Source organism: Pantoea sp. XAF26B01_ASV70 (assembly GCF_054512635.1).
The window spans coordinates 1778867-1801896 of the sequence record NZ_CM137251.1; the positions used below are offsets into that span (position 1 = coordinate 1778867).

The 23030-nt window shown below is 49.8% G+C and carries 23 protein-coding genes and 1 pseudogene; 4 read left to right on the forward strand and 20 right to left on the reverse strand.

What is annotated here, in order from left to right; all coding sequences use genetic code 11:
* Nucleotides 1–2: 2 nt before the first annotated feature.
* Nucleotides 3–197, forward strand: a complete 195-nt coding sequence (gene dsrB, locus ACX8ZY_RS08255; RefSeq protein ID WP_010247689.1) for a protein DsrB — start codon at nt 3–5, stop codon at nt 195–197.
* Between the two features lie 106 nt (nt 198–303).
* On the opposite strand, the gene ACX8ZY_RS08260 is transcribed toward dsrB, so the two are convergent.
* From ACX8ZY_RS08260 to fliF, 15 genes are all read right to left on the reverse strand, one after another.
* Entirely contained in the window at nt 304–2010 is a 1707-nt protein-coding gene (locus ACX8ZY_RS08260; RefSeq protein WP_010247687.1) for a methyl-accepting chemotaxis protein, read from the reverse strand.
* A gap of 141 nt (nt 2011–2151) precedes the next feature.
* Nucleotides 2152–2787: a transcriptional regulator RcsA gene (gene rcsA, locus ACX8ZY_RS08265; protein ID WP_010247685.1), complete on the reverse strand. Its 636-nt coding sequence runs from the start codon at nt 2785–2787 to the stop codon at nt 2152–2154.
* A gap of 628 nt (nt 2788–3415) precedes the next feature.
* A complete protein-coding gene (gene fliR / locus ACX8ZY_RS08270; RefSeq protein ID WP_421665351.1) occupies nt 3416–4201 on the reverse strand; it encodes a flagellar biosynthetic protein FliR in 786 nt (261 codons plus the stop codon).
* Nucleotides 4201–4470 carry a flagellar biosynthesis protein FliQ gene (gene fliQ, locus ACX8ZY_RS08275; RefSeq protein ID WP_003854466.1) on the reverse strand — a complete coding sequence of 90 codons (270 nt, stop codon included), beginning with the start codon at nt 4468–4470 and terminating at the stop codon, nt 4201–4203. The genes fliR and fliQ overlap by 1 nt, the downstream gene beginning before the upstream one ends.
* A gap of 26 nt (nt 4471–4496) precedes the next feature.
* On the reverse strand, nt 4497–5228 hold the full coding sequence (gene fliP / locus ACX8ZY_RS08280) for a flagellar type III secretion system pore protein FliP (protein ID WP_010247675.1): 732 nt from the start codon (nt 5226–5228) through the stop codon (nt 4497–4499).
* Nucleotides 5228–5626: a flagellar biosynthetic protein FliO gene (gene fliO, locus ACX8ZY_RS08285; RefSeq protein WP_010247672.1), complete on the reverse strand. Its 399-nt coding sequence runs from the start codon at nt 5624–5626 to the stop codon at nt 5228–5230. Before fliO ends, fliP begins: the two co-directional genes overlap by 1 nt.
* Before the next feature lie 11 nt (nt 5627–5637).
* Nucleotides 5638–6045 (reverse strand): flagellar motor switch protein FliN, encoded by a 408-nt coding sequence (gene fliN / locus ACX8ZY_RS08290; protein WP_033788434.1) that lies wholly within the window; start codon nt 6043–6045, stop codon nt 5638–5640.
* Entirely contained in the window at nt 6038–7045 is a 1008-nt protein-coding gene (gene fliM, locus ACX8ZY_RS08295) for a flagellar motor switch protein FliM (RefSeq protein ID WP_003854473.1), read from the reverse strand. The genes fliN and fliM overlap by 8 nt, the downstream gene beginning before the upstream one ends.
* Nucleotides 7046–7049: 4 nt before the next feature.
* The gene (gene fliL / locus ACX8ZY_RS08300) at nt 7050–7538 is read right to left on the reverse strand and encodes a flagellar basal body-associated protein FliL (protein WP_033778945.1); all 489 of its coding nucleotides are present in this window, start codon (nt 7536–7538) and stop codon (nt 7050–7052) included.
* Between the two features lie 127 nt (nt 7539–7665).
* Nucleotides 7666–8934 carry a flagellar hook-length control protein FliK gene (locus ACX8ZY_RS08305; RefSeq protein ID WP_421665352.1) on the reverse strand — a complete coding sequence of 423 codons (1269 nt, stop codon included), beginning with the start codon at nt 8932–8934 and terminating at the stop codon, nt 7666–7668.
* Nucleotides 8931–9374, reverse strand: coding sequence for a flagellar export protein FliJ (fliJ, locus tag ACX8ZY_RS08310; protein WP_003854478.1), 444 nt, complete (start codon nt 9372–9374; stop codon nt 8931–8933). The genes ACX8ZY_RS08305 and fliJ overlap by 4 nt, the downstream gene beginning before the upstream one ends.
* A gap of 28 nt (nt 9375–9402) precedes the next feature.
* Nucleotides 9403–10764 carry a flagellar protein export ATPase FliI gene (fliI, locus tag ACX8ZY_RS08315; protein ID WP_010247655.1) on the reverse strand — a complete coding sequence of 454 codons (1362 nt, stop codon included), beginning with the start codon at nt 10762–10764 and terminating at the stop codon, nt 9403–9405.
* Complete coding sequence (fliH, locus tag ACX8ZY_RS08320) at nt 10764–11459, reverse strand: flagellar assembly protein FliH (RefSeq protein WP_010247652.1); 696 nt, start codon at nt 11457–11459, stop codon at nt 10764–10766. Before fliH ends, fliI begins: the two co-directional genes overlap by 1 nt.
* Nucleotides 11452–12444 (reverse strand): flagellar motor switch protein FliG, encoded by a 993-nt coding sequence (fliG, locus tag ACX8ZY_RS08325; RefSeq protein ID WP_010670853.1) that lies wholly within the window; start codon nt 12442–12444, stop codon nt 11452–11454. Before fliG ends, fliH begins: the two co-directional genes overlap by 8 nt.
* Nucleotides 12441–14180 carry a flagellar basal-body MS-ring/collar protein FliF gene (fliF, locus tag ACX8ZY_RS08330; RefSeq protein WP_010247649.1) on the reverse strand — a complete coding sequence of 580 codons (1740 nt, stop codon included), beginning with the start codon at nt 14178–14180 and terminating at the stop codon, nt 12441–12443. The genes fliG and fliF overlap by 4 nt, the downstream gene beginning before the upstream one ends.
* A 232-nt stretch (nt 14181–14412) precedes the next feature.
* Between fliF and fliE the strand changes: the two genes are divergently transcribed.
* Nucleotides 14413–14724 (forward strand): flagellar hook-basal body complex protein FliE, encoded by a 312-nt coding sequence (gene fliE, locus ACX8ZY_RS08335; RefSeq protein ID WP_003854485.1) that lies wholly within the window; start codon nt 14413–14415, stop codon nt 14722–14724.
* 1241 nt (nt 14725–15965) lie between these two features.
* Here the strand turns inward: fliE and ACX8ZY_RS08340 are convergent.
* Nucleotides 15966–17762 carry a hypothetical protein gene (locus ACX8ZY_RS08340; protein ID WP_152931559.1) on the reverse strand — a complete coding sequence of 599 codons (1797 nt, stop codon included), beginning with the start codon at nt 17760–17762 and terminating at the stop codon, nt 15966–15968.
* A gap of 122 nt (nt 17763–17884) precedes the next feature.
* Nucleotides 17885–18844: an acyltransferase family protein gene (locus tag ACX8ZY_RS08345; protein ID WP_152931558.1), complete on the reverse strand. Its 960-nt coding sequence runs from the start codon at nt 18842–18844 to the stop codon at nt 17885–17887.
* Between the two features lie 211 nt (nt 18845–19055).
* Between ACX8ZY_RS08345 and ACX8ZY_RS08350 the strand changes: the two are divergent.
* Nucleotides 19056–19937: pseudogene (locus ACX8ZY_RS08350) on the forward strand (integrase core domain-containing protein); the annotation flags it as partial.
* Between the two features lie 186 nt (nt 19938–20123).
* Here ACX8ZY_RS08350 and ACX8ZY_RS08355 read toward each other — a convergent pair.
* Entirely contained in the window at nt 20124–21098 is a 975-nt protein-coding gene (locus tag ACX8ZY_RS08355) for a glycosyltransferase family 2 protein (RefSeq protein ID WP_033778957.1), read from the reverse strand.
* A complete protein-coding gene (locus tag ACX8ZY_RS08360) occupies nt 21098–21475 on the reverse strand; it encodes a GtrA family protein (RefSeq protein ID WP_072171259.1) in 378 nt (125 codons plus the stop codon). Before ACX8ZY_RS08360 ends, ACX8ZY_RS08355 begins: the two co-directional genes overlap by 1 nt.
* Nucleotides 21476–22098: 623 nt before the next feature.
* Here ACX8ZY_RS08360 and ACX8ZY_RS08365 point away from each other — a divergent pair.
* Nucleotides 22099–22440: a hypothetical protein gene (locus tag ACX8ZY_RS08365; RefSeq protein WP_033787594.1), complete on the forward strand. Its 342-nt coding sequence runs from the start codon at nt 22099–22101 to the stop codon at nt 22438–22440.
* Nucleotides 22441–22624: 184 nt separating this feature from the next.
* On the opposite strand, the gene ACX8ZY_RS08370 is transcribed toward ACX8ZY_RS08365, so the two are convergent.
* Nucleotides 22625–22981 (reverse strand): hypothetical protein, encoded by a 357-nt coding sequence (locus ACX8ZY_RS08370; protein WP_060680529.1) that lies wholly within the window; start codon nt 22979–22981, stop codon nt 22625–22627.
* Nucleotides 22982–23030 lie beyond the last annotated feature (49 nt).

The window sequence follows — 23030 nt, forward strand, 5'->3', positions numbered from 1 at the left end:
AAATGAAGGTAAATGACCGCGTCAGCGTCAAAACCGATGGCGGCCCGCGTCGTGTTGGCACCATTCTGGCTATGGAGCCGTTTAATGAAGGCACCATGTTCCTGGTGGCGCTGGAAGATTATCCGCTGGGCATCTGGTTTTTTAACGAGACGCACCAGCCGGATGGCATTTTCGTCGAGCCTTACCAGGAAGCCTGAGCCTGACGCGCAATAAAAAGCCGCCTTTCCGTTTGCCGGAAAGGCGGCTTTTAGCTGTCGGAGATTACGCGGCTGACATCAGCCGCTGACGTTTACCGGTATGACTTCAGAAGGTTTCCCAGTTATCGCTGCCGCCTGCCAGCGCCGGACGGGGTGCCAGAGCCGGTGTCTTTAATGGTGAAGAGACACGTGCAGCCACACCTGTGGTTGCAGGGGCATCCTGCAGGCGGAATGCCGCGACCGCCTGCGTCAGTTTACCCGCCTGATCTTCCAGCGAGGCCGCTGCGGCGGAGGCTTCTTCCACCAGCGAGGCGTTCTGCTGGGTGACGTTATCCATTTCAGTGACCGCCTGGCTCACCTGCTGAATACCACGGCTCTGCTCGTCTGACGCCGCCGCGATCTCCGACATAATATCGGTAACGCGTCGTACGGCTTCGACAATCTCACCCATGGTGCTACCGGCTGCGCCAACCTGATGCGAACCGTCATTGATCAGCGTGACGGACTCAGCAATCAGCGATTCAATCTCTTTCGCTGCCTGCGCACTGCGCTGGGCCAGATTACGCACTTCGCTGGCCACCACCGCAAAGCCACGACCCTGCTCACCGGCACGCGCCGCTTCTACCGCCGCATTCAGCGCCAGGATGTTGGTCTGAAACGCAATACTGTTAATGACGTTGGTGATCTCAGCGATTTTTTTCGAGCTGCCGGAAATATTGGTCATGGTTTTCACGACGCTGCTCACCAGCTCGCCACCGCTGCGCGCTTTGCCCGAGGCATCCGCGGCCAGCTGGCTGGCGTGATGCGCATTCTCGGCGTTCTGCTTCACCGTAGCGGTAAGCTGTTCCATGCTGGCTGCGGTCTGCTCCAGTGCCGCAGCCTGCTGCTCGGTGCGTGAAGAGAGATCGGTGTTGCCGGCTGAAATTTCGCTGGAGCCCTGATAAATCGCGACAGCGCCTTCACGCACCGTACCAACGGTGGTTACCAGCGCCTGCTGCATCAGTTGCAGGTTATGGATGAGCGTACCAATCTCGCTGCGGCCATGGGGCAGGGGAGCGGAGGTCAGATCACCCTGCGCAATGCGTTCGATACGCAGCACCGACTGACGCAGCGGACTAATCACCACGCGGCGCAGGAAGACGAAGGTCAACAGCACCAGCACCAGGGCGGCACTGAATGCCACGGCCATGGAGATAAAGCCGATGCGCGACTGTTGATCGGCCTGGGCGGTAATGGCATTGGCGCGATCAGTTCGGATCTTGATCGCCTTCAGCAACACCGCGTTATAGTCGTCATCCAGCTTGCGGGTTACATCGGTCTCCTGAGCGATGATGCCCTCAAAGCTGCCCTGTTTACCGGATTCAATCATCGGTATCAGGCCTTTGGTAATGTAATCGTTGAAGCGAGCCTGCAGCGTGGCATCCAGTTCCATATCCGCGGGCGTCTTAACTTCACGTGCCTGATAAATCGCGAAGCCAGCTTTTGCCTGCTGGATCCGTTTTTCGGCGGCGGCAATATTGGCGCGAAACTCGTCCATTTCACCAATACGCGCGGCGGCACCGGCCTGAATAATGGTCAGGCGCGCAGTACGCAGGTGGTTTGAACTGTTAGAGAGGCCCATACGAACCTGAATTTCGTCCGTGGCATCATCGAGGGAGTGATTGCCGGAAATCAGAAAGTAACTGGCGACACCAATACAGAGTGCGAACAGCAGCAAAATGCCGCCGAAGATCAGGCTAAACAGCGGCACCAGGCGGAGATTCTGCCAGATGCCTGCGCTTTTTTGTCCATTATTATCTCGTGCAGTGTTCATATCCTTGCTCTCTTGAGGCTGTTGTTATAAGGCATAACATCGGCAAAAGAGCGTAAAGGCTTAGCGGTAAGAGTGAGATCTGGATCGCAATTCCGGGCAAAAAAAAACCGGCCAGAGAGGCCGGTTCTTCAGATGTTATGATCAGCGGATATTAACGTAAATACCTGAAGTCACATTATCCGTTAAACGCACCACATGATAAATAACCTGCTTATTATGGGTTTTGATTTTGCGTTTAATATTACCTTTGTGTGACGATACCGTTTTGGCCTTAATTTGCATTTTATCTGAGATCTGGATGGTATCATGACCTGACATCCACATCTTCAGCATGTTTGACTCAGTCTGGCTCAGCGTTAATGGATGTACATCCATGCCCGAAGAGATACGCGCAGACTGGTTAAGCTTCTTCTGCAAATAGGTGCTGAGTAAGGAATCCAGGGTCGATGTCTTCATCGATTTTGATGTAATAATCAGGTTCTTACGAACGTAGAGATATTCCTCAAAATGGATATTGCTAATCGCCATGAATATAAAGAACAGCGTATCAGGATGCTGCGTAATAATGCTGCGGATACGTTCACTGGAATCGGATTCATGAATGAAGCAATCTTCATTAATAAAGACGACACCAGGGTTTAATTGCTCACATTTTTGCTGTAGTTGCTCAATATCGGAGACAGAAGAGATATTCTTCTTCTTAACTCCTTTTAAAGACATGTAGTCTGATAATCCCAGGCGTGTGTAGTTGCAGGAATCCATAATAATAGTTGGCATAATAGCGACCCTCACCAATTTGTTATCCGTTTAAATCAACGATGAATACGCGTTGCGGTACGAGAGAGATTTCTTAGGTACTTTTTTATTCTGCTCGTGCAGTTTGGCAACAGGCAAACGCCCGTAAAAGTCTTCATCCCTGACCCGTTCTGCAAAAAATTTGTGCTGCCATGACGTCACATATTCTCCGGCCATGGCGGGGAGTGCCAGTGAAATGTCGGAGGTTAAGTAAGACTCATTTTTTTGGGAGCCAGGTCACTATCCTTGAAAACGAGGAGTTTTCTGATAGGACAATTCTCAAAAACATTTGTTTTACGAAAGTGTGATGTCTCAGCGTGCGTTGACAATGCCGGAAAAAACATTTTTTAACAAGAAAAATCACTTAAAGATTTTTTTCTTGTAAATTCAGTGTCTTGTCGATTTTGCCTGCACATTCACAGTCTGACCGCTCCTGTGAACCACCCCACTAAAATACGCGAAGCCCGGTTTAATAAGAATTATTTTCAGACTCTCCGCACGTTTATCAGAATTTCCTTAGTTGCATTCTGGAAAACATGGTTCGGAAAATGCACGGATGGTTTTGCGATACTTAAGTATCGTTATGCAAAGATAGTTAGAAACTTAATGTTCAGGGACGGGATAGTTCTGTCAGGAACACGGCGAGTAAATCAAATAGTTCACCGAACAAATGCTCACAGAACGGGGCTAGCAGAGGCATCAGCAAGCTGATGGTTAAAATTCCGACTGATAAGGTAATCGGGAAGCCAATTGCGAAGATTGATAACTGTGGTGAAACACGGTTTAACAAACCCAGTACCAGATTTACCATGAGTAACAAAACGATTAAGGGCAGCGCTAACATCATGCCATTAAGGAAAATTAATCCGCCAGATTTCACCAGCGCCATAAACGCATTGGCATTTAGCGGCTGACCGCCAATCGGCAGCGTATGAAAACTGTCCGCCAGCAGCGAGATCAGCCACAGGTGTCCGTTAAAGGTCAGGAACAGCAACATCGCCAGCATGTCGAGAAAACGGGCCAGCACCGGCATGTTAAGACGGCTGCCAGGATCGAAAAAGGTGGCGAACGAGATGCCCATCTGTAAACCAATCACTTCCCCGGCAAGGCGCACGGCAGCAAAAGCGAACTGCATGGTGAAGCCGAGTGCAATACCAATCAGCATCTGCTGAATCAGTAGCAGGAAGCCCTCAGGGGAAAACAGGGTGACATTGACCGCAGGTAACAGCGGCATCAGCAGCCAGGTGATCATTACCGCCAGACCGATTTTGACACGTTTGCTGACGGATCGTTCATTGAGGATCGGTGCGGTGGCGAATAGCGCCATGATGCGCACCAGAGGCCAGAAGAACTGGCTGACCCATTGAACCAGCTGGCTGCTGTCGAGAGTAATCATCAGCCGATGATGTAAGGCAGGTTGGTAAAGACGGTGCGGATATAGTCCAGCAGCAGATTCAGCATCCACGGGCCGGCAATGATACCGGTGGTGGCAACCGCCAGAATCTTAGGAATAAAGGATAAGGTCTGTTCGTTGACCTGGGTCGCGGCCTGGATCAGGCTGATCAGCAAACCGCTGACCAGTGCGGCCAGCAGCAGCGGGGCGGCCAGCATCAGGGCAACGCGCATCGCTTCCTGTCCCATTACCATTACTGATTCGGGTGTCATGTGTTGCTCCGGTAAGAAAAGGGGGATCAGGAGTAGAAGCTTTGCGCCAGTGAACCGACCAGCAGTTGCCAGCCATCGACCAGAACAAACAGCATCAGTTTAAACGGCAGCGCGATGGACGCTGGCGGGACCATCATCATCCCCAGCGCCATCAGCACGCTGGCAACCACCAGGTCGATGATCAGGAACGGGATAAAGACGGTAAAGCCAATCTGGAAAGCCGTCTTCAGCTCGCTGGTAACATAGGCGGGCAGCAGAATACGCATTGGCACCGCTTCAGGACCGGCAATCGGGGCGGTATTCGCCAGACGGGCAAACAGGGCTAAATCCGCTTCACGGGTCTGACGCAGCATAAACTCGCGCAGCGGCTGGGCACCTTTATCAATCGCCACTTCCATGCTGATCTTGTCCTGGCTGAACGGCAGATAGGCATCCTGATAAATCTTGTCGAAGGTCGGCGCCATAATAAAGAAGGTCAGAAACAGCGACAGTCCGAGCAGCACCTGGTTAGGCGGCGCAGAGGGCGTGCCCAGGGCGTTACGCAGTAAACCAAACACAATGATGATACGGGTGAAGCTGGTCATCATCAGCAGCACGGCCGGAATAAAGGTCAGCGCAGTGATAAAGACCAGCGTCTGTACCGGCAGTGACCAGCTCTGACCGCCATTCGGCAGCGAGTGACTCACCAGACCCGGCAGCTGGGCATGGGCAACCGGTGCCAGTAACAACAGTGGCAATAAAGGAAGCAGTCGACGCATCATTGTGGTTTTCCGGGACGTTTAACCAGGTTCTGTAACAGCTGACGAAAATCCTGTGGCGCACTGTTAACCGGCGTCACAGAGACCGGTTCACCCGGCGGCAAAGTATGCAGATGGGTAATCTGCTGTGCGGTTACGCCCAGCACCAGACGCGCATCAGCGGTATCGACAATCACCACCCGCTCGCGCTGGCCCACTGAGACGCTGGCTGTAAGTTTAAGCTCCTGGCCGCTGACCTTTTTCGGCGCGAAGCCGACACGGCGTGCCAGCCAGGCGCAGGCCAGAATCAATAAGATAATCACGGCTAACACGCTGCTGACCTGGGCCAGCATGGAGCCGGTCGAGATCGCCTGAGCGTGCGGTGCAGCCGGTTGCAGCGTTTGATTCTGGCTATTCATAATGTGACTCTTTAGCGACTCAGACGACGCATACGTTCAGATGGGGTGATGATGTCAGTGATGCGCACGCCATATTTGTCGTTCACCACTACCACTTCACCCTGAGCAATCAGGTAACCGTTGATCAGGATATCCAGCGGCTCACCCGCCAGGCCATCCAGAGCCACCACTGAACCCTGCGCCAGACGCAGCAGCTCTTTGATGGTCATTTTGGTGCGACCCAGTTCCACGGTGAGTTTCACCGGGATATCCATAATCAGATCGATATCCTGCAGCGATCCAGCGACGTTGCCGCTGTCGAATGATTTAAAGACTTCGTCGGTCTGCGGCGCACTGGCGCTGCCGACCTGCTCATTCATCGCTTCAGCCCACAGATCGTCCGCAGAGATATCGTCAGACGGTTTATTACTGTCAGTCATGGGGCTGTTCCTCGTTCAGCGAATTCAAAATCGGGTTAATCAGGTGTTCGACACGGAGCGCGTACTGACCATTCATCGTGCCATATTGGCTGGTTAAGACCGGGACGCTATCGACATGGGCGATAATGCGTTCCGGCTTCTCAATCGGCAGCACATCACCGGGTTTCAGCTGCAAAATCCGTGACAGACGCAGTGAGGTTTCGGCAAAGTGCGCGATCAGTTCCAGCTCAGAGTGCTGCACCTGTTTGACCAGGTTGTCGCGCCAGTGGTTATCTTCCTGACGTGAGTTTTCGAGCGGTGGATTCACCAGCAGCTCGCGCAGCGGTTCAATCATTGAAAACGGGATACAGATATTAAACTCACCCACCAGGTTACCAATCTCCACCTGGAACGGCGTGTTAACCACGATGTCGTTCGGTGAAGTGGTGATGTTGGTGAACTTTACCTGCATCTCTGAACGTACATACTCGACGTCCAGTGGATAAATGGCCTTCCATGCGTCGCTGTAACCATCCAGCGCCAGCTTCAGCATGCGGCGAATAACGCGCTGCTCGGTATGGGTAAACTCACGGCCTTCGACTTTGGTCGGAAAACGTCCGTCGCCACCAAACAGGTTGTCGACAGCAATAAACACCAGGCTCGGTGAGAACACCACCAGCGCGGTGCCGCGCAGCGGCTTCAGGTGGATCAGGTTCAGGTTGGTTGGCACCGGCAGATTGCGGGCAAACTCGTGGTACGGCTGAATCTTGATCGCCCCGACGCTGATATCCGGGCTACGGCGCAGCAGGTTAAACAGCGCCATACGGAAACTACGGGCAAAACGCTCATTAATAATCTCCAGCGCCTGCAAACGCTCGCGAACCACACGGCGCTGGGTGTTCGGATCGTAAGGACGAATATCGCCTTCCGGTCCGTTTTGTTTCTTTTCTTCTTCCGCACTGCCGCTGTCGCCGTTTAAAAGGGCGTCAATTTCAGCCTGGGAGAGAATGCTATCGCCCATTGATTCACCTCAAAATGAAGGCAGTAAACAGCACATCGTTTACAGCCTGCGGAGGTTGACCTTTTACCAGCGGGGGTGTCAGCGCCTGTTTGACTTGTTCAACAAGCGCCTGCTTTCCTTGCTCTGTCGCCAGCGCCGCAGCGCTCTGACGCGAGAGCAGCAGCAGCAAACGGCTGCGCACCTCAGGCAGATAGTCGTTCATCCGACGCCGGGTATCCTCATCGGCCAGACGCAGGGTAAAGCCTACGTAAAGCACGCGGTCGGGATCGTTGTCGGGATTGACCAGGTTAACCGTAAATGTATCAAGTGCAAAAAAGACCGGAGCGGGAGGCGGTTCAACTTTCGCCACCTCAGGCTTATCGCCCTCATGTTTATTCATCATTCGCCAGACTGCATAGCCTGCCACGCTGCAAGCGGCCAGCGTCAAAATGAGCAGCACTGGTATTAAGAGTTTACGTTTGCTGCCTTTTTTTGCTTTCGCGTTATCAGACATGGTGCAGTTACTTCCTGTGAATTATGGGCAAGCCTCTCGGCTCACGAGACAGATTATCCGCGTCTTAAGTCAAACCAATGGGTAGAAAAGACGCGGGTTTTACGCTTACCTTCAGCGTTTGCCGCTGTCAGGCGAAAGTGTCGACGGCGCTGTTGCCGTTAACGCGAGCCTGAAGGGCGGCGGGAACGGCGATCGGCGTAATGTCGGTGTCACTGTCCTGGGTGAGGGAGAAGCGGCCATGCTGTCCATCGCGGCGCGCCTCCTGCTGCTGCTGGAATTGCTGGCCCTGCGCGGAACTGTCACTGCTCACCTGACTCTCGCCCAGGTTGATACCGCTCTCTGCCAGCGCGCTGCGCAGCTGCGGTATCGCGGCTTCCAGTGCTGCTCTGACGTGGCTATGGCTGGAAACCAGATTAATTTGTGCCTGGTCGTTATCCAGTTTCAGGCTGATCTGGATAGCGCCAAGGTCTTCCGGATGTAAACGCAACTCCGCGTTCTGCTGGCCATTGCGACTGAACATCACAATCTGCTGACTCAGCGCCTGCTGCCACTCGTCGCTGCCCAGCTGTGAGTTCAGCATCGGCGTTGACGGTGTGCTGGTGGTCGCGGAGGCGGTCACCGGCGCAGGCAGGCTGCTGGCAGTGGCGATTGGCGTAGCATTTATCGCGTTATCGCTGATGCTGGCTTTAATCGCAGCCTGATCATCCTGCTTAACCATATTGCTCAGCGCCTGCTGGAAACTGCTGTCGAGCGTCAGGCCGCTGCTGGTCGCACCCTGCGCCGCGTTGTTACTCTGGCTGGCGGCAGTGGTGACGGCAGGTTTGCTCTGTACGTCGCTTCTGGCATCAGACTTCTCATCTTCACCCGGTGTGTGGCTCTGCTGCGCGCTGTTCAGCAGTTGCGTCAGCGAGCTCTGGCTTTTCCGGCCGGTATCGGTCTGGGCGATCATCTCGCCCGCTTCACTGCTGACCGGGGTCGACGTGGTGGCTGTAACAGCCGCTACACCCGGTAACATGGCGAACAGTGCCTGCATATTCTGCATATCGCTGACGCTTAAGGGTGCAACGTCCGGCTTGTCTTTATCATCGGCTGATTTTGACCCACCTTTAATATTTTCCGGCTTAAACAGAGCGGTCAGCGCAGCAGGATTTTCCAGTGCTGCCATCAGGGCATTCAGCGGGGCCTTCGGGCGGGCGTCATCGGCAGTTTCTGCTTTAACGTCAGCGGATTGCGCCGCTTTTCCCTGCTGTTTAGCCAGGCCGAGCAACTGGTTTCCCAGTGCGGTCAGAAAGTCCTGCGGCAGGGCATCGGCACCCGCAGCAAGGTCAGTTGAGACTGAGGGTTCTGCGTCGGTTTTTACCGTCGCTTTCATAGCAATGTTTGGCAGCGTAATCATTCACCTCTCCTCGATGCGGCCCGTTGGGCAAATTCGTCCATCCGTTTCTGATCGAGACGGTTTTCCTGTCGTAATGCATTTTCCGCTGCGCGCGTAATCAGCGTCTGATAGGCGTTCAGCCGTTGCTGTTTGTCACGCCAGTTGATCAGCGCCTGTTCCAGCCGCTGATTCCAGTTATTAAGCTGGTTGCGGTGCTGCTCAATCGCTTTTTCCAGCGTCTGAATAAACTGGTGGTAGTTGGTCCAGCGGGTGCTGGCAATGCCCGACGACATGTCATCGTTGAGCTTGTTGCGATATTCGTCCTGATAGTCGAGCAGCATCGTCAGCTGCTCGTTCGCGGCGTGCTGGCCGCGACGCATATCGCCTAAATAGATGGCAGCGCGTTCGAGATCCTGCTCCGCTAAGTCGCGCAGCGTATCGATGGCATTTGCAGTTTTCATTGCCGTTACCTCGCGTTAATTCGTGTGACTAGCCAAACAGCGCATGCAGATGCAGGCTGGCGTCGTCGTAATCACTGCGCTCAAAGATGCCCTGTTGCAGGAAGGCTTCCATCTGCGGATAGAGCGTGATCGCTTTATCAAGCATCGGATCACTGCCCGCGGCATAAGCACCGACGCTGACCAGATCGCGGTTACGCTGGAAGCTGGAGAGCAACTGCTTAAACTGGCGCACTCGCGCATAGTGGTTCTCATCGATCAGCGAGGTCATCGCACGGCTGATCGAGGCTTCTATATCAATGGCCGGATAGTGACCCGCTTCGCCCAGCCGACGCGACAGCACAATGTGGCCGTCGAGAATGGCGCGCGCGGAGTCGGCGATCGGGTCCTGCTGATCGTCGCCTTCGGTCAGGACGGTATAGAAGGCGGTGATCGAGCCGCCGCCGTCGATGCCGTTACCGGCACGCTCAACCAGGGCAGGCAGTTTGGCGAATACGGAAGGCGGATAGCCTTTGGTGGCCGGCGGCTCACCAATCGCCAGCGCGATCTCACGCTGCGCCATAGCGTAGCGGGTCAGGGAATCCATAATCAGCAACACATGCTGGCCGCGGTCGCGAAAGTCTTCTGCGATACGCGTGGCGTAAGCGGCACCCTGCATACGCAGCAGCGGCGAAACATCGGCCGGGGCGGCGATCACCACCGAACGGGCGCGGCCTTCAGCGCCGAGAATGTTCTCGATAAAATCTTTGACTTCGCGGCCACGTTCGCCAATCAGACCGACTACGATGACGTCCGCTTTGGTGTAACGCGCCATCATGCCAAGCAGCACGCTTTTACCCACGCCCGAACCGGCGAACAGGCCCATACGCTGTCCGCGACCGACCGTCAGCAGGGCGTTGATCGCTCGCACGCCGGTATCCAGCACGTCGGTGATCGGCGTACGCTGCAGCGGGTTAAACGGCGGGGTGTTCAGCGGCGCGCGATAGCCGGTATCCGGAGACGGCAGGCCGTCCAGCGGTCGCCCGCTGCCATCGAGTACGCGGCCCAGCAGTTCCGGGCCCAGCATCATCTGTTTGCCCGCCTGCGGGTTCTCTCCGTTCTGGCGCGCATAGACCCGCGCACCCGGTAAAATGCCGTCCACTTCTTCCAGTGGCATCATCAGCAACTTCTGACCGTTGAATCCCACCACTTCGCTTTCGATTTCACTGATGGTTTTGCCATCGTTGCGTTCGATTACGCAGGTCGCACCCAGCGGCAACTGTAAGCCGGTTGCTTCCAGCACCAGGCCGGTGGCGCGGGTCAGGCGGCCATAACGGCGCACCGGCTGCACCTGGGCGATGCGTTTCTCAAAGGCATCGAGCGAGCCGAGCCAGCGATTCAGACGAGTGGTCATTACAGTTCTCCCGGTGCGGCAAGGCGGCAGAGTTCCTGCCAGCGCGTCGCGACGCTGGCATCCAGATCGCCATCTTCTGCGCTGAGTTTGCAGCCGCCAGGATGCAGGGTGCTGTCAGCGATCAGCCGCCAGCCGTGCAGATCCAGCGTCGGCCCCAGGGTCTGCTCAATGCGTTGTAAGTCATCCGGGTGAACGCGCAGTTGCGGTTTGCCGCTGAACATCGGTTCCTGCTGCAGTAACCCCTGAATCTGGCGCAGCAGGGCGGTGCCATCCACCGTGGTCGCCTGACCAATCACCGAACGTGCCGCTTCCAGCGCCAGCTGCATCAGACGCGCCGCAATCACGCTGTCCAGCGATTCCAGCGTGTTCTGGAACTCGGTTACCAGCTGCTGCATACGCGCCTGAAGGGGCGCCTGCTGCTGCTGGGCATCGGCCAGACCCTGCTGAAAACCGGCGTCGTAGCCGGCTTTCTGGCCTTCGGTCACACCCTGCTGATAGCCTTCGTTGTAACCCTGGCCCTGTGCCTCTTTGCGCATCTGCTGCTGCAGGCGTTCGAGCTGCTGTTGCTGCTCATCAACGCCATCTTCAGCTTCGTAAATTTCTGGCTGCAGCTCCGGTTCAGCAGGCTCATCGAAACGGCCTAAATCCGTGGGCTGCCACAGCTGCCAGGGGCGCGCAGAAAATGCATCAGACATAAGTTTCCTCGCCACCACCAATCACCATCTCGCCTGATTCGGCCAGGCGGCGTACCACCAGCAGGATCGCTTTCTGTTCGTTTTCCACTGCGGACATACGCACCGGGCCACGGTTGGCCAGATCGTCGCGCAGGATATCCGCCGCACGGGCTGACATGTTTTTGAGGAACTTCTCGCGCAGTGGCTGTTCGGCACCTTTCAGTGCAACCAGCAGCTGTTCGGACTCCACTTCCTGCAACAGACGCTGGATGCTGCGGTCGTCCACTGCCACCAGGTTTTCGAACAGGAACATCTCGTCGATAATTTTCTGCGCCAGTTCGCCATCGAAGTCGCGTACGGCTTCGATAACCGCCTCTTCCTGCTGCGTTTTCATCAGGTTGATGATCTCGGCTGCGGTTCTCACGCCGCCCATCTTCGCACGCTTGAGGTTGGTGCCATCCAGCAGGCCGTTCAGTACTTCTGTCAGTTCGGCCAGCGCGGCTGGCTGGACACCACCGAAAGTGGCGATACGCAGCATCACGTCGTGACGCAGACGTTCGTCGAACAGCGCCACAATATCGGCGGCCTGGGCACGCTTGAGGTGGACCAGGATGGTGGCGATGATCTGTGGATGCTCGTCGCGAATAAGGTCGGCAGCAGCCTGCGGCTCCATAAAGTTGAGCGTTTCCATGCCGCTGGTGGTGTCGCGCGTTTCGAGAATGTCCTCCAGCAGGCTGGAGGCGCGCTCTTCGCCCAGTGCCCGGGTCAGCACCGAACGCAGGTATTCGTTGGAGTTCAGGCTCAGCGCCGCGAACTGCTCAGCATCCGCTTCGAACTCACGCAACACTTCAGTCAGCTGTTTATGCGACACCTGACGCATGTTGGCCATCGCGCCGCTCAGGTGCTGGACCTCACGCTGGTTCAGGTGTTTGAAAACTTCCGCGGCGCGCTCTTCGCCAATGGTCATCATCAGGATGGCGCTTTTTTCGGTTCCGGTCAGACTCATAGCTCTTTACTCATCCATTCGCGAATTACCAGCGCTACAACGCGCGGATCGTTTTCTGACATGTCGCGGATGCGTTGACTCATCACTTCTGCGCTCATGCGGTTGTTAGACTTACGTTCCTGATCCAGCTCATCTTTGCTGAGCTGCACATTAAAGGCTTCTTCTTCCGGTTGCTCAGTCGCACGAGCGGCAACGGCTTCCGCGGCGGCTTTCTCTGCGGCCTGCTTGCGAACCAGGTGCGGACGAACCAGTTTGCGGTAGAGGATGAAAGCGACCAGGGCAATCAACAGCCACTTACCGGCGTTCATCAGCTGATCAAAGAACGACTGCTGTTGCCAGAAGGGCAGATCGGTGGTCACTGGTTCAGTGGTGTTGAACTGCGAGTTCACCACGTTGATGCTGTCGCCACGGTTCTGGGAGTAGCCCATCGCTTCGCGGGTCAGATCTTCAATCTGCTTCAGCTGCTGTTCGTTCAGCGCAACCGCTTTGCCTTTATCATCTGCACGGAAGTTCACCACGACCGCCACCGACAGGCGCTGTACGTCGCCAACGTTGACCTTGGTATGACGAATGGTGCGATCCAGCTCGTAGTTCACCGTGTCGTCACGACGCGAGTTGGTCGGTCCGGCACTGGCCGCTGCGGTGCTGGTGGTCTGGTTAGCGTTATTCGCCGCGTTGTTCTGACCGTTAGCATTCTGACCATTGGCGTTCTGGCCATTGGCGGCATTATTGTTCGGCGTCGTCACCGGCGCAGTGTTTGCTGGCGCAGGCTGGTTAGAGAGCGCGCCCGGCACGCCGCCCGGATAAGGGCTGCCTGACTGGTCGCTGGTGCTGGTCTGACGCGAACGAATCGCTGAGTTCGACGGGTTAGCGTTAGGCTGATATTTCTCGTCGGTCTGCTCGGCGGTGTCGAAGTTAATCTGCGCGGTAACCTGCGCATGCACATTGCCCTGACCGAGAATCGGATTCAGGATCGCTTCGATACGTTGCTGGTAGCGTGCTTCAACTTCAGAGGCATACTTGAGCTGTGCATCATTCAGGTCGCGACCGGCGGAATCAGAGCGGGTCAGCAGGCGACCGGTCTGATCGACCACGGTGACGTTGCCCGGCGGTAAACCGGCGACGCTGCTTGAGACCATGTGGGCGATGGCCTGAATCTGGCCTTCATCCAGCGCACGGCCAGGCTGCAGGGTTAAGGTGACAGAGGCAGATGGCGCTTTCTGCTCACGCACAAATAAGGTGGGTTTTGGCATCGCCAGATGAACACGGGCGCTTTTAACCGGGCCGAGTGATTCGATGGTACGAGCCAGTTCGCCTTCCAGCGCGCGCTGGTAGTTAACCTGCTCACTGAACTGGCTGATACCGAACTTCTCTTTATCGAGCAGCTCAAAACCCACCGAGCCGCCTTTCGGCAGACCCTGCTGAGCCAGACGCAGACGCAGCTCATGCACGTTCGCTTCCGGCACCATCAGCGCGCCGCCATTTTCGGCGAAGCGATAAGGGATGTTCATCTGCGTCAGCTGCGTGACGATGGCACCGCCATCTTCATCTGTAAGGTTGTTATAAAGGACGCTATAGCTGGGCTGCTTCGCCCAGAGCACCATCGCGATCACTATCGCCACAACGGCGGCGGCAGCGACGATTAAAGGAATACGCGGATTTGCGCGCAGGCGAGCGAGCAGGTCACCGAAGCCTTTCTTTTCTTGTTCTGTTGTGGCGGCTGTACTCGCATTCATGACCGATTCCTGCCTGACGTAATTGACCGGGTAAGTTGAGATGGCAAAACAGACTCCCTGACCTGCGTAGATAAAATTTCCACTTCAATGCCAGGCATTATTAGGTGATAAGGAAAATTCGATGGCTGGATAAGGTAGGGTTTTTGATGTCATTTAGCGGCTTTGTCTCATTGACAACGTGCTAACTTTTCCCCACAGAAAAAATATCATCCTCCTTTATAAGGTATCGTTCATGTCCATTCAGGCAATTGACGGCGTACTGCAGCAGCTTCAGGCGACCTCACTGCAGGCCAGCAACCGCAGCAGTGAAGCCCCTAATCAGATCGATTTCGGTGCAACTATGAAAGCGGCGCTGGATAAGATCAGCGAGACGCAGACCACCGCCCGCACCCAGGCGCAGGATTTTGAGATGGGTAAACCCGGTATCGCGCTTAATGATGTGATGGTCGATCTGCAGAAATCGTCGATCTCAATGCAGATGGGTATTCAGGTCAGGAACAAGCTGGTGTCGGCGTATAGCGAAATTATGAATATGCAGGTTTAGTGAGTCTGGTTTATTGAATCTGATCGGTAGTTAGATGAGGTCGACTTGGTGTGTAGTATCTGTAGGACAAGTTCGTTGAATTTTTTCCTTCAGAATGCTCCTTAGTGCCTCATCATTTTCCTTCAAGCAGTATCCGCGTACCTGATAAACCCTCTGAGCATTTACATCCCCCATATGATTAGCGATGAAGTTTGGATTTACGCTAGCCGAAAGTGACCAGCACACATATAGTATGTTGGAACAGATAGGACTTCTGGCAGGTCAGCCTGGCTTCTCTTAATTTTACCCGACATGCCTGCTGCATTGATGAAAATGAATTGTGTTTCCTACTCTCATTATTATTGTTGGGGTGTATGGTAGGATTAAAAACGAAGATACTATTCTAGTCATTGTTTTATGTAAGCTTGCTAAATCGCCACGAGTCTGGCTTCCACATCAGGGGCACTCAAGCTGACTGAAAAGGGACATGCACGCAAATGTTAATCCAGTATCGTGCCACCTGCCAGGCTCCGGCGACAGTTTGATCCAGACGCCTGGATGAGCGCTGGGTCAAGGAGATCACTTTTATACGGATACAGGAGGCTAGTTGTATCTGATTGTAGTTGATCTGTAATCACGGAATGTTATTGGCTGCAATAATGCACACCTCATGATAAATTCCTTGTCCTGAATACACATGTAATGGCGATGTGGCGGCGGGGTCCTGCTGGTTACTGAGATCAGGGAAGTCAGTATACAAAGCATGAGAGGCTCCCTTTTCTGCAATCGCGCAGTCAGCAATGCTGCATGAGTTGTCGCGATAAACGCCACGATAAACGGTTATAAAATTTTGTCAGCTACTGAAACGCGAATTGATTAAAAAATGATCTAGAAAAGCGGGAGGAAGCTCATAGCGATATTTTTGATTAAATGGAAATATTGATAACTGTAGGTGTAGGCATGGTCCGGGCATTCCGATACCACCGATGGAATATAGAAAATATTATTATCAATATAGATAATATGTCTGGATATTCGGTGGCGACTTATACATCTTTTTTTATCTGATTTTAATATCAAATCTTATGCAACTAGCAATATAAGAGTTGGAAAGTATTAACTTATAGTCACACCAGCCCTGGATGTTATCGATAGCAATACAGCCTTCTTTAAGATCTAAACTGAGGCCGCAACTGAATTTCATATAACCGAATGATTATTCTTATTAATCTATAAAAAAAGCCCCCTTGGGGGCCGTTTTTTTATTTGAATATTGAATATCCGTAAATTTTAATTTCTTCTTTTTCTCTAACGTTTATTCTTAATTCAAAATCATCTACATCATTATCGAGATGGAAAGATGATTTTATAACACTATCATCGCCGCTGTTTGTCATCGGGATTTTAATAGAAACCCCTGATTTTGAAGAAAATATTTCAGCTTCTGGATTGCCGCTATATACCTGACCAGTCATGACTATCTGATAGTCTCCCTTTTTAAGTCTGGCATAAGGACCTGAAATCATAAATCCCTGATTTCCGTTACTCCTTATCCCACCATCAACATCAATCCTATAATTACGTAACGGTAATGAATCAGGTTTGATTTTTTTGAAAGAAACTCCATTAGGTGGAAGAGGCATTTTATCCCAGACAAGGATTTTCATCCCATGAAAATCAATAATTTTTTTCGGCTCACCGAATTGATTAATTGCTGCATCAATCTCAGATTGGTCACGGGAAATCATGAAGTTTCCGTTTCTTTCATACCAATCATCGCGAGAAAGCCAATATCGCGGTCTGATCGTTCCATCTGTAAAGACAGGATAGATGTTAACTTTACTAACAGAAGTTAGTATTGAAGCTTTCCAGAACTCGCCGTATCCATTTAAAAGGTTTTGTGATTGCAAGAAATCTCCCAATTTTGAGTAATATTTCTCTTCCGTTTCCTGTGATTTATAAATCCAGGCAAGATTACTTACTGTAATTAATATTAATGCTATTTTATAAGCAGTCTTATTTATCGCTATATTTCTGGAAATGAGTAACGCTACACTTAATACAGAGAAGAACAGAAATCGGGTAGATGTAATATCAATAGCAACGGTGCTTAAGATGAACGCACCAAACGGAACTAATACAGAAAAAATTAGAAGCGTATCAACCAGGGATTTTCCAAAGCTCTTGATAGCCGACCTAATAAAAAGCACGATATAAATAATTAAAAATAAAGATTTTATCGTAGAAACGACAGTGCTTATTGAATCTCCGTTGAAATTTATTGAAAAATAATACAGCACCCCCTGATATGCAAGGATGGCATTAGTAATCATTACGGGTATGGATGCGATGGATTGACCACCTATACCGGGTACATCGTATTTGAAATACAAAGGTAATATCAATGATGCAACTTTATAAATGAGAATTGATAAGCAACATGCCAGAGCAATGATGAGATCTTTGTTTTTTCTTAGAAGGACAAAACGTATTAATGATGAAATAAAGCAAGGTATTATAAAAATGAATACTATTAATTTATCTGATTCAGCAAAAATGCCACATAATAAAGATGCTATCAGTAGCTTTGATATTGGTGACTTCAGGGACTCATTAGAAAGTAGATATAGACATGCAACTGATAATAGATATATCCCACCATGGATGTTAAGTTCTATTGCATTAGCAATGCTGAAATAAGTTGGTATCAAAATAACAGGGGCTACTAAATATAGGCCGCTATTGTTTTTTAGTAAAACTATTCTAATCGATAAATAGGAAAGGAATGAATAAAAAATTGCAGGCATCACATGAGATAACGCAGGTGTAAAACCAAATAATTTTATAGCTAGCGCTGTCCATACTATATCTGAAAAAAGGTACGATTGAGTTGAAAGATGCCATCCGGATAAAGATGTATTTCCGTTGGCTAAGTCTCTTGCTATAAGAAGAGAAGACATGTTATCGCTATTGGAACCGAACTGATAAGATAGCCATGTATAGAAAAAAAAACTAAACAATAAATAAACGAGTGGGAATAATCTTTTTATTACGCTCATTTTACATCCTATAAACAAAAAATTTTAACATAATAATTTACATATAAAATCATGGCAGAATTTTACCATTAATTTGATCAAGATAAAATGATAGGAAAGAAAAATTAATATTAATAATGCAATCAAAACGTTTTATTGAGATCTGTCTCCTTCCTTATTTTTTTGTGCCTTAGCCTGTAGAAAGGCTGCTCAATTAACCGTAGGGAAGCATAAGACATGATTAATGATGAGCCAAGAATAAGTAGCGTACCACCTACGCTAATAACATTGAAACCCATTTTGTTATACAAATAAAAGAACATCAAATGATTCAGATAGACGCCATAGCTGAGATCCCCTGCAAGACGATCGAGGAAGTTTCTCAAGTTAGCTTTAAATAGCATCCATACAACAGGGACTCCAATTGTTATTCCCGAAAGAACCTCTTTATTGAAATCATGAGATAAAGATTTGTTATTAAGAGAGAATAAAAGCATAATAGTTGAAATAGAATAAAAAAATGCTAAAGATTTAACCTCATTGCTCGCCATCATACTACCTAGCAGGAAAATGAATAGCGTACCTGTAATCATCCTGTATCCAAAATAGTCCGTGTTGATCAGACCAATATATGCAGGAATGAAAAGGGCAAAAGAAATTGAAGCTGATAACACTTTTCTTTTGCTCAGCAAAATTAAAGGTATGAGTATGTAAAACTGCATCTCCAGCCCAAGAGACCAGGATTGAGGAACTATGATGTAATCGTTAAAATAGACAGTGAAGAAATTCAGAGGAAGCATTGTAGAATTTACTATTAATTGAGTTGCATCAACCTTAGTTGTACCGTCAAAAAATATATACAGGCAAGTAGTAACTATCATATAAAATATGAATTGCGGAAAAAGCCTCAGTGAGCGATCAAGATAAAATGATTTGATATCGTTTTTAAAAGGAAATTTAGCAGAAATTAATTTTGTGATTACGTAGCCGCTTATAATCAGGAATGAAACTACGGCAGTCACACCCTGGTTGTAACCTGGCAGTTTCAAGCCGCAATGAGAAAAGAGAACCATCACCGCCAGTAAAAGTCTATAGTATCCCACTGCGCACCCTAATGTTTATATTTTTCTGAAAATTTTAATCTTAGCTTGCATACATTATCATAATCTTAACATGATTGTGAAAAAAACACCCGACGACGATGCGATATTTTTTGTACTCGCTTCGGCAGGCTAAAGGGTTGGTGAGCTGCTGCCCGTTGATTAATACACCTCGATATAAGTAATGTTTTCATCAGCAACATGAGGATATCCCATTAATAAGCGTTTCTTCAATGAACTAAGCATTCGTATTCTTCGCGAGGCATAAGACAGGATTCTGCCCGGGAAAGCTGCCGCAGACATTTTGTTTCATACGCCACCTTCTATACCTGACGAAGGAAATCTTGCTGCAGGGAAGGACCTGGAATGAGCAACTTTAGTGATTGAAGAAGAGAACGCCCGGCTCAGGAAGTTGTTTGACGAAGACATGCTGAATAAGGAGGCAATTCTGGTGGCACTTGTCCGTAACTACTGATTACAGACCCGAAGCGGGAAGCTGTGGTGTAAATGTGTGCACTCATCTGTTGCAACGTTGTTCATGCAGGCTCGCAGGTTTGTCCCTGTCGACTTTCCACTATTAGTCTCAGGATCCGACTAAGTATGCATATTGATCAGGGCAAATCACTGAATTGGCACCTGATCGCGGAAGCTTTCATTACAGGCGCATCCGACGCATAGCTGCGTCGAAAGGCCTTTTAAATCCTTTACTAACGGGTATACCACATTTAGCCCCTTAAGGTCCTGAGCGTGAAACATAAACGCCGTCTTAAATGCTGGCGGCCGGACGGTTTCCGCATCTTCGCCCGGATGCGCTGAACCTTACCTGGTAAGTGCATTTCATCATGGACGCTCTAACCACGGGTTGCGCACTGAGTCAATGGACCTTTGAGCATTGCTTGAACTTAGGCTTATCCAACCGGGCAAGCCGATGCAGACGGATTTATTGAGCGTATTAACGCACAATGAAAAAGGAATGCCTGAATAAGTACATGCTCAGCAATATTGTTTTAACCCGATAAACGATTAAGGACAGGCGGCAGGCTCTACCGAGTGCTTTTCATATCTATCGCTTAATTACCTGAATTCGGCTAAATTTGTAGTGGGCAGGCAAAATGGTAAGGATGAAGAGAAACCAATCGACATTACTGGCGGAAGGTTCTATCCAATCCTGGGAGGAAGTTGCTTTAGCAATCATTGGCGCAGGCATATTATCAGTTTTTGCAAATGCTCTTTATTACACAATAACATAGCAAGAAAATTTAATAATATGCCATAACCAAAATTAACTTTGTTGTTCTTGATTTGGCTGCTCACATAATGCAACCTTTTCCTCAATAAAATACTTGGGTCGTTCTTTGGTTTCCATGTAAATTTTACCAACATATTCACCAATAATACCTAAAGAAAGCATTTGAACGCCACCAAGGAAGAATATTGCTATCATTACTGAAGTCCAGCCCTCTACGGTATTTCCTGAAAACTTCTCAAACAAAGCGTAAAGTGCAGCAAAAACTGAGATAAAGCTAATAGAAAACCCAAGAGCAGCAATGGTGCGAAGCGGAGTTACTGTTAATGAAGTTATCCCTTCAATGGCAAGCCCAAGCATTTTTTTCAAAGGATACTTTGACTCACCCGCTAATCGTGCTGCCCGTGCATAAAACACTTTTTTAGATTTAAATCCAACTAGCGGAACAAGCCCCCTGATATACAGGTTTTGCTCTTTGTACTCCAGAAGTGCATCTAGCGCCCTTCGGCTAAGAAGCCTATAGTCGGCATGGTTAGGGATTTGTTTGACCCCCATCCAGCTCATTATTTTATAGAAGAATTCAGCGGTCAGTCTTTTAAATCCTGAGTCAGTTTTTCTGTCATTTCTGACGCCGTAGACAATATCGTATCCTTCCATGTAACCACTTACCATCTTTTCGATTACGGCAGTATCATCCTGCAAGTCAGCATCTATACTTATAGTTATGTCAGCGTCTGACTCGTTTAATCCTGCCAGAAGAGCAATCTGGTGACCGCGATTACAAGAAAGCTTTATACCTTTTATTAATGATGACTGAAGCGAAGCCTGACTAATTAAACTCCATGTCATATCCTTACTGCCATCATCAATAAAAGTTATTGAGCTGTGGTGAGATATTATGCGACGATCAATTAAACTTGTCAGAATCATCTGAAGTTCTGAAAGGCAATGTAAAAAAACATCTTCCTCGTTATAACAAGGGACAATTATATCTAACGTGGCAATATTCATTATTTCATTACCCATAACTTATTAATCAGAAATCCAGTAACTGTATAGATCACCATGCCTATAAACTGTGCTACATAAGCGTAAGAGGGCATGAAAATCAGGAATAATTTAATAGCAATAATGTTTAATATCCAGCAAAAAAAGCTTGAAACAAGAAAACGTGCAAGTCTTGGCAGTGAGATTTCAGCAGAAAAAGTAAACAGTGAGTTAGCAACAAAGCTGAAAAAAATGCCAGCTGTATACCCTGCAGCATTGGATGCATATACTCCCAAGCCCCAGTGCATAAGGAAAAATATTACTAAGCCTGTTATACCTGTATTTGTCAGCCCTACTAAGGCATACCGCGTTGCCTGACCTCTGGTCGATGTTGTTGACACAAAGATTTCCTTTATAAAAATTTTCTGGATCTTACCATTTAATAAAATGCTTACAAGCATAGAGACAAGAAATGGATGTGTTTGTACACTGTGCCGATTTGTTCAAAAGATCTCTTCCATTCAACTCTGCACAACCATATTTGGCTTCCAGCTAAGCGACGCACAGGGCAGAGGGTTTCCGCTTGCTTTCATCTCATCTAGTTAACAGAGCGATAGATCACATGCCACTAGATTTCCATCAGGGAATCTACTGCCTGGAAGTGGGTGTAGTGATGATTCTAGTTCTGGCCAGCATTGGGCTCAGACCTAAAGAGTGATAGCGCCATAAAGGCAATGTCAATATAAGAATTTATATTGTCCCATTACACAGTATCAACCCTGATGCGCTTACGGCAGTCGAAGGCTGTGCTATAGCACGTTCAGGGAGATTAAAGATCATACAGTCAATTTTGTTCGACATATTTTTTAAAAGGGTGTTTTGCGCTAAGTATCCTGAACCGCCCTGTCCTTAGCATACAGGTGATCATGCCATGGCCATTAGCTATACTCCTCGTCATTAAGCCAGAAGGTGCGTTAACTCTCTGACCCGACCCCTCATCAGCTATCAGCAGGACGCAAGCCCAATGCTAAAAAAACTTATCCTTATCGCATCGTTAATCAGCTTATCGGCTCCAGCCTTTGCTGCCACGCAGTGCGGGCCGTTCTATCTTAAACCTGACAAGAGCGGCTGGTTCTCGGTGAATGGAGAACGCGCAAAAACGCAGAAAGTCACCTTTGCGAAAGAGAAGGGCGATTACGATAACGCGACCGTCAAACTGCTGGTGAAAAACAGCAAAGCGCCGGGGATGGTGGATATGGAACTGACGAACCGTCAGGGCAAAGGGCTGTTAAGAGCTGAAATCGTCCGCACCAGCCAGAGTCAGATCCGCATACGAGGTGCTTATGATTGCGAACCGGCTAAATAGGCTGACCTTCGACTGCCCACTCCTGAACATGGCATAGCCCTGAAGCGGGCGTGATAAAAGCCTTTGAGTATAAGAGTGCGAAAGATTGTCAGGCAAGCGCTTGCGTTCTGGCTGGCCTGACAACTTATGTCATCTCCTGATCATCCATCCGGCATCCTGCATCACGCACATGGCGACGATGCCTCTAACTCAATGTTTTGCACCGCGCGATCATCCCTGAAACTGCTGTGCTGATATCTGATGCTTTTGGATCATAGTAAAATGTCGCACTGGTCTGATGATGGCTGAACTTTGCAATTTCAACCCAAGCCACGGTTTCATCATCCTGTTCAAGGTTATATCGCTTCGTGCCATCCGGCAGGGGGTCATCCTGCTCCAGATAGAGTTTTTGATCCTGTGCCGCTACGTTAAGGCAGGATTCAACCTGAAAAGGATGACCGTCGAAATAAGCGGTTTTTGTTGTCGGATGTAATCCGACCCGTCCCATATCTACGCATCCGCCCAATAGACTTATGCTCAGGGCAATAATGATCTTCTTCATGAACGAAACCATCATAGTTATTTTGTTGACCAATAATATCCGGATATTG